Source organism: Verrucomicrobiota bacterium (assembly GCA_038744685.1).
In the GTDB taxonomy this organism is placed as follows: Bacteria; Verrucomicrobiota; Verrucomicrobiia; order Opitutales; family Puniceicoccaceae; genus Puniceicoccus.
Map to the genome: position 1 here is coordinate 21,436 of JBCDMB010000032.1, position 11,625 is coordinate 33,060.

Sequence of the window (11,625 nt, forward strand, 5' to 3'; positions counted from 1 at the left end):
AAAGGATTGCCCACCAAGTGGCAATGGCAGCTAAGGCGACCGAAGGCGCTTTAAAAAAACCTACGAAACCGCAATCTGCCACATCTGGAAAACCCGACTCGGAATCCAATCAGTCTTCCTCGGATTCGGACCGTTCAACCGGCACTTCCTCCACATCGTCAAAGTCGGCAAAGATCTCTTCACCGAAGCCTTCTTCGTCGGTAACCGTCTCCGGCTCAACGAGATTCGCCCCGGAAGCAGGAATGATCTCAGGAGCGGTTTGAGCAGCGTCCTCAGGAGCATTGATTGTTTCCACGGATCGAACGGGCTCTGGAATAGGAACGACCGTCTGATCGGAGGGGACAATGACAGGGCCAGTAGCAAAACTCTTAGACCCCAAGGCCGCTGGCTTTACCTTTATCTGCGAACCGGCCCTGAGACTCCTTGGATTACTGATTCCATTGGCCGCGAGAATTTCATCAACCGTCATACCATATTGATTCGCAATTCCCGAAAGGGTTTGGCCAGGCAATACTTCATGAACGGCAGAGTATTCGGACAAGTCAATGTCCTCTGCGGTTATTGGTGTAGGCTCGTCATCGACAATGATCTCTCCGGGGACGATCAGCTTTTGACCAATACGAATCCGGTCGCCGGTCATATTGTTGAGCGCCTTGATTCGGGAGACCGAAGTACCCGCACGAACCGCAATCTCGGATAGCGTGTCCCCTCGGCGCACCTCATAGATAGAGGTCCCATCGATTGAAGGAGGAGTCTCTTCAGCCGGTTGAGCGGGCAAGTCACCGTAGCCGGAAGGCACCAGAATTTCCTGACCCAATCTCAGCTGGCTATTACGATCCATACCGTTGGCTTCCAAAAGGGTAGCAAAAGGAACGTTGTATTCTTTGGAAAGACCCCAGAGGGTGTCGCCGCTTTGGACAGTGTAAGGGACGTATCCGGAGAATGGCGCAGGTTCAACAGGCGCAAATCCAGCGTTCAAATCGGGATTAAAGAGAGGCTCTGATGGTTCCGGACCGAAGGAAACCACTTCTTCTGTGGGAGGTGCTCCTGCTGGACGGGTCGGCTGAGCCCGGGCGCGGTTCGGATCTCCAATATAACCCGGACTGTAGTTTAGGTCGACATCAGGCGAATCGACAGGCAGACCCTGCTCCTGCGCAAGCACTTCACGTGGAACCTGGACGCTCTGCTTCTCCCGACGATGCTCTTCCCATTGCCGATCAATTGCCTGACACCCCGGTTGAAGAAGAAACGCTCCGACCAGAAGGAAGTGGCCAAAGGCGACGAGACTGAAAACTTTCAAAGACTTCATTACACCTACGTGATAAGACTCTCCATTTTAAGTCGTAAGGAGCAAACGTTAATTTTTGTTTTTTCCGGTCATCAACCCTCTGACAACCAATAGTGGAGGGTATAAAATCTCAGGACTGAGATCCAGTCCTCAGGCCATCAACTAACTCCCGGAATTTGTCTCCCCGTTCCGAATATCCGGCAAACTGATCGAAGCTCGCGAATCCTGGACTCAGTAAAATAGTTCCTCCGCCACGTGAGTCCTCCAGCGCTGAGGAAAAAGCATTTTCCAAGGTCCCGGTGACGTAGACCGGAAGGCCGGCATCCTCCAACTTTTGCCCAAGTTCTGGCCCGATACTTCCGAAAACGTAGCCCGATTCACATCGTTTCGCTAGGTCGCCGGAGAACCGCTCAAGATCTCCGCCCTTCGAAAGACCACCTCCTATCCAATAGATCGGAGGATCGGCCTCTTCACAGGATGCGAGCACCGCGTGGAAGTTCGTTGCCTTCGAGTCATTGATAAAACGAACGCCGTCAATCACTCCCAAGTCCTCTTGGCGATGGGCGGAAGGCGAGAATGAGTCCGAAGCTGCCCTAAGGACAGCTAAGTCACGGCCGGTATCCAACCAAAACGCTTCAGCAAGACCATACAATTGGGAAAACGGATGGCGGGCGAACTGGCCTCCCCCGCCATTCGACGGTGATCCGGAGACCCATCGGATATCCTTGGGAAGCACAACACCGAATGCATACGCCGTCTCTTGCAACGAAGCAGGTGCGTAGACAACCGGAGCGTTTTCCACCAGCTTCCATTTTGCTTTGAAGTAACCGGCGAGAGAGGAGTGCCAATCGAGGTGGTCCTCCGCAAAATTTGTCCAGAAAGCGAAGTCTGGATGTGGATCTACCCAATCGTGAAGTTGAAACGAACTGGTTTCACAAACTGCCCAGTCCTCGTTCCTTCCCTCCTCTACGATGGAGCTCAGGGGGGTCCCAATATTCCCACAGGCAAGCGCCCGTTCGCCGTTTGCCAAAAGCGCGCTCTCCAAAAGCTGGGTGAGCGTCGTTTTACCATTAGTCCCGGTGATGCAGATCAGCTTTCCGGGCCAGAAAGAAGCCGCCAGTTGAATCTCCGCAATCAATTCAACTCCACTTTCCCTCGCAGCTTTCCTCCAAGAATGGTCTGGATGAAAACCAGGACTAACGACTCCCCATTGCCACTCCTTTGCTTTCGGATCAAACGTAAGGTGCGCGCCTTCCCGTCCTTTCTCGTCGAAAAGAATCGGACGTGCATTCTGGCTTCTCAACAAGGCTGCGGCGGCTTTACCACTCATGCCGGCTCCCAAAACCGGAACTTCGCGGCCCGCCCAATCCATCACTTGAACAGATAGCTACCGCAACCGCAGCGATGCCAATCCAGCAATTGCGCAGAGTAAGGAAACAATCCAGAACCTGATCACAATCTTGTTCTCTGCCCAACCCTTGAGCTCAAAGTGATGGTGAATCGGTGCCATCAAAAAAATTCTCTTCCGCCGCGTCTTGTAAGATCCAACCTGCAAAATTACTGACCCGGCCTCGAAGACAAAAATACCCCCCACGATAATCAGGGTGAGCGGTTGGTGGATGAGAAATGCTACCGTCCCGATCAGACCGCCAAGCGCAAGTGAACCCGTATCTCCCATAAACACCTCCGCTGGATTCGCATTGAACCAGAGGAATCCGAGGCTCGCCCCGAGAAGGGCCGCACAGACCACCGCAAGCTCCTCCGTTCCCGGTAGATAGCTAATCAAGAGGTAGTCGGCAATGATCACGTTACCCGCGCAGTAGGCCATTATCCCAAACGCGAGAGCCGATGTGACCGTGCATCCAATCGCGAGGCCATCGATCCCATCCGTTAAATTGATCGCGTTACTGGAACCCGCCAAAACCAGAAACAAAAACGGAAACAGGACCCAGAGCGGCAAAGACTCCACCGCAATATCCTTGTAAAATGGAATCCACAGTTGGCGAACTGTTTCACTGGTCTCAGGATGGAGGAGAAGAATGGAAAGGACTACCGCGACAAGGATCGCCTGGCCAAGCAGTTTCAGTCGCCCGCTGATTCCATCCGCGTTCTTTTGAATGACTTTACGGTAATCGTCACCGAAACCGATAGCAGTGAGTCCGGCGTAAACAATCCATGCCACAACGACGTAGACGTTAGGAACCGCGAAAAGGAAGAGAGAGAGCGAAATCGATCCGAAGAGAATTAGGCCGCCCATGGTCGGAGTGTCCTGTTTCCCCTGGTGCAAGACGGCAAGATGACCCACTTCCTCCTCACTCCTTCCCACCTCTCTCATCTTTAAACGCTTGAGAAACTCGATGATCCGAGGCCCGAAGATCAGGGCGAAAAGAAACGAGAATAGGCCAGCGAGAACCGCTCGCACTGTGATAAACCCGAAAAGCCGGAGAGGCCCCCAGATCGAATCAAGATGTTCAAGAAAGGAGAGCATCCAGTCGGCCGATCAAAATCGTAGCGGGATATTCTTAAGACCGCATTGGGGACACTCTGCCTGCTTCACCTCACCGTGAACCCCGTAAAGCTTCCCGCAACGAACGCACTGGAAAACGGTTTGATTCAGTCGATCATGCCGACGCACCCCGAGCCGGTCATAGTAAATCCATAGTCCAAATATCAGAACAAGCCCTACCGATACAAAAGCAGCGAAAAAAACCGGTAGAGGAACATCGAACATATCTCGGAGGTTCCCTACCGGTAAAAATCCAGGGCGTAAAGACTACTTCTTTTCGTTATCCGACTCTTCGGAAACCTCTTCAGAAGAGGGCTCTTCCGCCGCCTCTTCGACCTCTACGGTCTCTTCGTCTTCAATTTCCTCTGACTCTTCAACAACTTCCTCTACCGCTTCTGCTTTGGCTGCAGCACTTTTCCTCGACCGTTTACGCCCCTTCTTCGGCTTAGTGTAGCCTTCATCATCAGCATCGATCAGCTCAATGATTGCAAGATCTGCAGCATCGCCTTGTCGGGGAACCAACTTGTAGATCCGGGTATAGCCTCCCGAACGATTGAGAAACTCTTCGACCCTTTCCGAGAAAAGAAGGGCAACCGCTTCTTGATCCCTTACCTTCGAAACAGCCTGACGGCGGTAATGGAGCTTTTTCTCAGCCGAATCTGCTGCGTGAGCCTTCTTTGCCAACGTAATCACCTGCTCGGCGAAAGGGCGAAGAGCTTTGGCCTTCGCCAAGGTCGTCTGGATCTTCTTATGGAGAATCAGACTCGCAGTCATATTGGCGAGTAAAGCGCCTCGATGGGCGGTCTTCACTCCTAATTTATGGCGGTGCTTTAAATGGCGCATGGGATGGTCTCCTTCGAAAACGGTTTGGTTTCCGCAATCAGTCCTTCTTTTTGTCGAGAAGTCTTTCGTCGATTTTCATCCCGAGTGACAAGCCAAGTTGTTCCAACTTCGCCTTGATCTCGTTCAAAGACTTTTTCCCGAAATTCCTGTACTTGAGCATTTCCTGCTCATTTTTCATCGAAAGCTCACCAACGGTGGTGATGTTCGCATTGTTGAGACAGTTTGCGGCACGGACGGACAGCTCGATCTCGTTCACGCTCATGTTGAGAAGCTTGCGAAGACGGTTTTGTTCCTCGCTGACCTCGCTTGCCTCGTTCTCGAACTCAATTTCTTCTTCGGTCACCTCGTCAAAAACGTCGAGATGGTGGCGCAGAATTGCGGCGGTTTGCTTGAGTGCATCGTCCGGTGAGACGCGGCCGTCGGTAGTGATTTCCAAAATCAGCTTATCGTAATCCGTCATTTGGCCGACACGGGTATTTTCGACCGTGTACTTTACGAGCTTGACCGGACTGAATAGAGAATCAATTGGGATGACTCCAATCGGCTGGTCTTCCTTTTTGTTTTCTTCTCCTGTGCAATAGCCCCGTCCTACCTTGACTTCGATTTCAGCCCGAAACGCCTTTTTCGTATCGAGGGTGCAAATGACTTGATCGGGGTTCAGGATCTCGATGTTAGCATCTTCTTGAATGTCAGCTGCCGTTACCGGTCCTTCCCGATCGGCGCTGATGGTCAGGTATACCGGCTCTTTCGAGTGTGAGACGATCAGGATTCGCTTCAGGTTCAAGACAATATCGGTAACGTCCTCAACGACGCCATCGATAGTCTGAAACTCGTGCTGCACCCCGTCGATCTTTACCGACGAGATCGCTCCACCTTCGATCGAGCTCAACAACACGCGACGAAGGGAGTTTCCAATCGTGTGTCCGTAACCGGTTTCAAAAGGTTCAGCGACAAACATGGTGTAGGTGTCGGTTGCCGACTCTTCGACCTTGGAAAGACGCTTTGGCAGTTCAAATTTGGCAAGTCTTCTGGGCATGGTTTCTTTCTGGGTTTTACCTTTAGCGGGATCGGAAAAATTGGATTATCGACTGTAGAACTCAACGATCAGTTGCTCGTTGATGCTGTGTTCCATCTCATCGCGGTTGGGAACGCGGTTTACTGTCGCTTCAAGGGCGTCGGCATTTACCGAAAGCCACTGCGGGACCGCACGGAACTGGTTGTCCGCGAGGTTTTGGGTCGCTAACGCACGGGATGAAGTGGCTTCGCGAACGGAGATCTTGTCTCCTGGTGCAACCTGGTAGCTCGGAATATCAACTTTCTTACCGTTTACCAAAACGTGCCCATGATTCACGAACTGACGGGCCGCTCGGCGGGTCCGAGCGAGGGCCATCGTGTAAACCACGCTGTCGAGCCGAGTCTCTAAAAGCTGAAGGAAGATCTCACCAGTAACCCCTCTCCTGCGTTTCGCTTTCGCAAAGGTAATCCGAAACTGCTTCTCGGTAAGACCAAAGAGAAATCTGAGCTTCTGTTTCTCGTCCAAACCCAGCGCATACTCACTCTTTTTGCGGCGCAAGCGGGGTCCGTGTTGTCCGGGAGGATAAGGTTTGTTCTCAAACGCGCGGTTGGACGGGAAAAGAGCCTGACCAAAACGGCGGTTGATACGAGTCGCGGGTCCAGTGTAACGAGCCATCGGTGTAAACTAAAAGTAGGTTATTGACTAAACGCGGCGACGCTTGGGGGCACGGCAACCGTTGTGCGGAACGGGGGTCACGTCGATAATTTCGGTAACGATGAGGCCGAGAGCTTGTAAGGCCCGCACTGCAGAGTCACGTCCCATTCCCGGGCCCTTTAGCTTGACGACGACCTCTTTCAAACCATGCGACATTGCAACTCGACCCGCAGTCTGAGTGACGACCTGAGAGGCATAGGCAGTCGATTTGCGAGAGCCGCGGAAGTTGCACTTACCAGCGCTCGCCCAGGAAATCACGTTTCCTTTCGAGTCTGCGAACGTTACTTTGGTGTTGTTGAAAGTGGCCAAGACATTACACACACCAACCGTAATGTTCTTGCTGCCCTTCGCTTTCCGAATCTTCAGGTCACCCAGATCACTCTTCAACAAATCAGCAGCGGTTTCCTCTTTCTTTTCCGCCTTCTCGTCAGCACCCTCAGGTGCTTGGGAGACCTCTTCGACCTCTTCCTTACTCTGCTCTTCGCTCATTATTTAAAGTCCTTACCTGTCCTACTTTTTGCGCACGACGCCCACAGTCTTGGGCCCGCCCTTGCGAGTTCGTGCATTTGTGCTGGTTCGTTGGCCACGAACTGGCAATCCACGCTGATGACGAATTCCACGGTTGGACCGAATCGCCTGGAGCCGCTTTATGTTTCCAGCGATTTCGCGCCTGAGATCTCCTTCTACGATATACTGTTTTTCAGAAACGATCGAAGCGAGTTGGTTCAACTGCTCCTCAGAAAGCTCATGAGCCCGCATATTCGGGTCCAATCCAGACTCCGAAACGACTAATTCAGCTCGGGCGGGACCGATCCCGTAAACATAGCGAAGCGCGTAGGAAAGCTTCTTATTTCCGGGTATATCAACTCCTAGGATTCGTGGCATGATTCGGCGGGTTTGCGTGAAGAAAAACGACGAGATTGAGGATTTTTTTTGCCGAAGAACAGAAAAAAATAGACGATTTCCGCTTTTTTTGGTTTTTCTCCGGCTCAACCCCTAATGGGCCGACTCTTGGTGTCAAATGAACACTACCTTATCAGCAGATCTCTGATGTTCCCCGCCAACAAGGATTTTTCCTCCGTAGGCCAACTTTATTCCCCTTCCCTTCCCTCCGGCTGTAATTAAAAGTGCTGGGTATCTGGCTAATCGCATTGATGCGGACTCAAGGCCGCTCCGTTGGAGTGGTGTGGTTTCCGTATTACCCCGTGGCCCTAATTGCACGCCTTCCCTCACGAGTTGGTCTTAGTTGCATATTTTCCACTGGTGGCCTCATTATTGCCCTATGAAGACCCTCGCGATCCTTCCTGTCGCATTTCTCTTAACCCCTCTCGGCTTTCCTCTCCTCGCATCCGAATCAAGCCGGGAAAACAACGGGACCTCTCCGGAAGGAATGGTTCTGATCCCAGGAGGAACGTTCAGGATGGGCGGAGACTCTGGCCTAATGGATGGGGGCTCACAATCCCACCAATCGGCATACCCAGTCCATGAGGTGACTGTAGATAGTTTTTGGATCGATGAGAAACCGGTCACCAACCAGCAGTTTGCAGAGTTTGTTGACGCGACCGGCTACGTTACCTTTGCAGAAAGACCGCTGCCGGAAGAGACGATTGCCGAGATGCAGAAAATGGCGGAGGAGAGTATTCGAGAATTGGAAAAGCTTGCCGAGGGTGCGACCGGGCGAGACAAGGAGGGCATTCTCGACTCCATCGAGCGGATCAAAGAAGCCTCTAAAGCTACTGAGACGTATGGATCCATCGTCTTTGTTCCACCGGATTCGGAGATTTATAATCCGAACGACATCACGCAGTGGTGGCGCATCGAACCTGGAGCGAACTGGAAAACCCCTAACGGACCCGGTTCATCATGGGAGGACTTTGCTGATCACCCCGTCGTCAACGTAACCCATGAGGATGCTACAGCATACGCTGAGTGGACGGGAAAAAGGTTACCCACCGAGGCCGAATGGGAAAGGGCGGCGCGTGGAGGACACGACCACAAAATGTATGTATGGGGCGATGAGTTTGCACCTGAGGGCGAGGACTTTTGGATGGCAAACATCTGGCAGGGCGAGTGGCCCTATGGAAATACAGAAGAAGACGGGTTTCATTCCACTTCGCCCGTTGGAACCTTCCCACCAAATGACTTTGGGCTGTATGACATGGCAGGGAATGTCTGGGAAATTACGGCCGACCTGTATCACCCGCGGACCTTTGCGATGAGATTCGGTACAGAGGTCGTAAACCCTACTGGCCCGCACCCGGACGCCATTGCGCGGTTGGGGCAGCGCGTGCCCACTTACGTAACGAAAGGTGGATCTTTCCTTTGCTCGGCAGGTTGGTGCTCAGGATACCAACCCGGCTCGCGGCAGGCGTTTGAGAACGACTCACCCTCAAACCATACGGGCTTCCGAACCGCCCGCGACGTTCAGACCGAAGACCCAAGTTGACCCACCGGATCAGTTCATGCCCACGCCCACTGGACGGACGTCGGCCTCGACGTCCGTAAGGCCGCATTAAACGGCACTTCGATTCAGAGTTCTTTATACCGATGAAGCACCTGCCGCGGGATGTGGCACTTCTCCTCAGGATATCGGGCAAGCCTGTCCTGGTGCTCAGGCGCACTTTTCTCATAGCTAGAAAGAGCTACGACTTCCACTACGATAGAGCGTGACTTTGCCTGATCAGCAATTATCGCCCTCGCCTCCTCTAAGTGGAAATCATCTTCGCTGTAGACCCCGGTACGGTATTTTCTTCCCGTGTCCGGCCCCTGACTATCCAGACTTTCAGGATCGATGATCTCAAAAAGAAACCCGACCAACTGGCGGACAGATACAACTCTTGGATCAAAGCCTACCTTCACGCATTCGGCATACCCGTTGTAGCCACCTTTTTCTCTACCCGGATCTCCATTAGCCCTGCCAGCTTCGGTATGCACCACTCCCGGAAGGTGACGCACGAATTCCTGCACCCCCCACAAGCAACCTCCAGCGAGGTAAATTTCTTCGAGAGCGGAAGTGATCATACAGAAAAGATTTCTTGGAACGTTTACGAATTGTCGACCTGCTTTTACCAGAGTTCAAAACTAGGTTCGACAAAAGTTTCCTCCAAACGACTTAAATTCTCCTACAGTCATTCCATAAGCTTTCTTGAACGCTCTGGAAAGATGGCTGCTGTCCGTAAAGTTCAACTGATAGGCGATTTCTTTCAGCGAGAGGTCTGTGTGCAAGATCTTGGTTTCGGCCAAGCGAAGCTTTGATTTCATTACATACGTTACCAAAGGCTCGCCCGCCTGCTTCTTGAAGTACTCTGAAAAGTAATTTTCAGAGATTGCGAAACGTTTCGCCAAAGCGGTTAAGCTAATTCTGGCCTTATCGGTCAAGTGGTGGTGAATGTAACGAAGAACCTCTCCAAAATGCCCTTCCATCTTGTTTGCTTCATCCACGTAACGTTTTTCGATGCTTCTGGCCAAAATACTAAGAATAGAGGCAACTACACCAGCGATAACCGTCTCAGAGTAACTATCGGAAACCAAATATTCCTGCTGAATGGATTTTATGTTCTGAATGATGAAGCGTCGCTCCCGCTCGGTGGAAATTATGTCCCCCGGCACTCGATTATAATTCGCAAGAACGTAAGAAATCTTATCAAACCATGAACCGTATTGTGTCTCTCCAAACTCGCTCCTGAAAAGGTAATCCGTAAATCGCAGGTAGTAGAATTTCGAAGGCTCTGAAACCTTGAAGGAATGACAGTCCAGCGGCGGCAATAGAAAGATGTTGCCCGCTTGATACTGAAATTCGTGGGTATTGATACACTGCAATCCTTTCCCCTCTTCCACATAGACGATTTCAAAAAAACTGTGTTTGTGGGCCCGTTTCCCCCACTCGGATATCTCCTCAACTTGGAGTTCAAAAGTACGGCTGGCAGTCTCTACTTTCATTGTAAATATATCCGATCAGGTATATTTTTATGGGATATTTAAAGCCAATTCTTAGTCTATTCTTCTCAAAATCGGAATAAATCCAATTTTATTACAATAATAACCAATAATCCTGCCATTCAATCCCATTGAGTTCCAGTTCTTTTAGAGCAGTCTGTGAGTTCAAATGAAATACGCAGGATACACTACATTCACAGCAGAACAAAATGACGGAGTTCTGTCCGTCACCTTCAACTTCGGAAGCGTCAATGTTCAGGGGCAGGAAATGCTCGCAGACCTCAACAGCCTGGCCATGCGTCTTGAGCGGGACCGAGAAACCAAGGTCGTTGTCTTCCAGTCCGCGAATCCGGAAATTTGGGTCTGCCACTACGACACGGAGCTTCTGAAGGACATGTCAACGGAGGCTGTCTCTCGCGGAGAAGTCCAGCTTCTCGATCTACAATCCGTTTGCGAACGTATCAGCAAGGTTCCACAGGCGACCATCGCCAAACTCGAAGGATTTGCCCGGGGAGGGGGCCATGAACTGGCACTTGCGCTCGACATGCGTTTCGCAGCCCGAGGAAAATTCAAGTTTATGCAGATGGAAGTCGGGATGGGAATCCTACCCTGCGGCGGCGGAGCTTCCCGAATGGCACGCCAGACTGGTCTTGGTCGAGCACTGGAGATCATACTCAGCGCGCGCGATTTCGATGCGGATGAAGCGGAGAAATACGGAACGATCAACAAGGCCCTCGATCCGGACGAAATCGGTCCCTACGTCGACAATCTAGCCAAACGAATCGCGAAGTTCCCTGCAGAATCCATCAACTCATGCAAACAGGCTGTCTATGAATCGATCGACAAGCCGATTGACGAGGCACTCAAAGCAGAAGCTTACTGGTTGTATCAAGCCACAAGCAAAACGCCCGCAATCAAGCGGTTTGCGATAGCCGACGAAAAAGGCCTCGAACACGACATCGAAAACCAGCGCAACTGGAACGAATTGGTTATGAATGTTCAGGAGATCAACTAGAGGAACCAAGCGGACCGACGAACTGACCAGATGCACTGAAGTGGCACTAGTCTGGGGAATTCACCATTCAAATTCGTGCTCGTAATCCGAATCGTAGTCCTAATCGAAGCGATTGATCTAAGAACTTATCAAACCGATTACGATTACGCGTAGGATTACGACTAGAATGTCGCGTCCTGAAATAGGTTGTCGGTTTTTGATCGAAGAACCCGAAACCGATGAAAGAGAAGAAAGTGATGCGATATAGCGAGGCGTTCCAGCAACAAGTAGTGCGTGAGATAGAGACTGGCCGTTTTAGTGGGGTGCAC

At 51.6% G+C, this 11,625-nt stretch carries 12 protein-coding genes; 2 read left to right on the plus strand and 10 right to left on the minus strand.

Annotated features, from left to right (window positions below; translation table 11 throughout):
- Nucleotides 1-109: 109 nt before the first annotated feature.
- The 8 genes from AAGJ81_14075 to rpsM form a co-directional block, all read right to left on the minus strand.
- A complete protein-coding gene (locus tag AAGJ81_14075; GenBank protein MEM0967269.1) occupies nucleotides 110-1,309 on the minus strand; it encodes a LysM peptidoglycan-binding domain-containing protein in 1,200 nt (399 codons plus the stop codon).
- Between the two features lie 109 nt (nucleotides 1,310-1,418).
- Nucleotides 1,419-2,660: a UDP-N-acetylmuramoyl-L-alanine--D-glutamate ligase gene (gene murD, locus AAGJ81_14080; protein ID MEM0967270.1), complete on the minus strand. Its 1,242-nt coding sequence runs from the start codon at nucleotides 2,658-2,660 to the stop codon at nucleotides 1,419-1,421.
- A 15-nt stretch (nucleotides 2,661-2,675) separates the two neighbouring features.
- Entirely contained in the window at nucleotides 2,676-3,776 is a 1,101-nt protein-coding gene (mraY, locus tag AAGJ81_14085; GenBank protein ID MEM0967271.1) for a phospho-N-acetylmuramoyl-pentapeptide-transferase, read from the minus strand.
- Nucleotides 3,777-4,061: 285 nt separating this feature from the next.
- Complete coding sequence (gene rplQ, locus AAGJ81_14090; protein MEM0967272.1) at nucleotides 4,062-4,637, minus strand: 50S ribosomal protein L17; 576 nt, start codon at nucleotides 4,635-4,637, stop codon at nucleotides 4,062-4,064.
- 37 nt (nucleotides 4,638-4,674) lie between these two features.
- A complete protein-coding gene (locus AAGJ81_14095) occupies nucleotides 4,675-5,673 on the minus strand; it encodes a DNA-directed RNA polymerase subunit alpha (GenBank protein ID MEM0967273.1) in 999 nt (332 codons plus the stop codon).
- A gap of 45 nt (nucleotides 5,674-5,718) precedes the next feature.
- Nucleotides 5,719-6,327: a 30S ribosomal protein S4 gene (rpsD, locus tag AAGJ81_14100; protein ID MEM0967274.1), complete on the minus strand. Its 609-nt coding sequence runs from the start codon at nucleotides 6,325-6,327 to the stop codon at nucleotides 5,719-5,721.
- A gap of 27 nt (nucleotides 6,328-6,354) precedes the next feature.
- Nucleotides 6,355-6,855, minus strand: coding sequence for a 30S ribosomal protein S11 (gene rpsK, locus AAGJ81_14105; GenBank protein MEM0967275.1), 501 nt, complete (start codon nucleotides 6,853-6,855; stop codon nucleotides 6,355-6,357).
- A gap of 21 nt (nucleotides 6,856-6,876) precedes the next feature.
- Complete coding sequence (rpsM, locus tag AAGJ81_14110; GenBank protein MEM0967276.1) at nucleotides 6,877-7,251, minus strand: 30S ribosomal protein S13; 375 nt, start codon at nucleotides 7,249-7,251, stop codon at nucleotides 6,877-6,879.
- Nucleotides 7,252-7,648: 397 nt separating this feature from the next.
- Between rpsM and AAGJ81_14115 the strand changes: the two genes are divergently transcribed.
- Nucleotides 7,649-8,812 (plus strand): formylglycine-generating enzyme family protein, encoded by a 1,164-nt coding sequence (locus AAGJ81_14115; GenBank protein ID MEM0967277.1) that lies wholly within the window; start codon nucleotides 7,649-7,651, stop codon nucleotides 8,810-8,812.
- 83 nt (nucleotides 8,813-8,895) lie between these two features.
- Here the strand turns inward: AAGJ81_14115 and AAGJ81_14120 are convergent, their stop codons facing one another.
- Nucleotides 8,896-9,387, minus strand: a complete 492-nt coding sequence (locus tag AAGJ81_14120) for a peptide-methionine (S)-S-oxide reductase (GenBank protein MEM0967278.1) — start codon at nucleotides 9,385-9,387, stop codon at nucleotides 8,896-8,898.
- Between the two features lie 60 nt (nucleotides 9,388-9,447).
- Nucleotides 9,448-10,305 (minus strand): AraC family transcriptional regulator, encoded by an 858-nt coding sequence (locus tag AAGJ81_14125; GenBank protein ID MEM0967279.1) that lies wholly within the window; start codon nucleotides 10,303-10,305, stop codon nucleotides 9,448-9,450.
- 166 nt (nucleotides 10,306-10,471) lie between these two features.
- On the opposite strand from AAGJ81_14125, the gene AAGJ81_14130 reads away from it, so the two are divergent.
- Nucleotides 10,472-11,317: an enoyl-CoA hydratase/isomerase family protein gene (locus AAGJ81_14130; protein ID MEM0967280.1), complete on the plus strand. Its 846-nt coding sequence runs from the start codon at nucleotides 10,472-10,474 to the stop codon at nucleotides 11,315-11,317.
- Nucleotides 11,318-11,625: the final 308 nt, after the last annotated feature.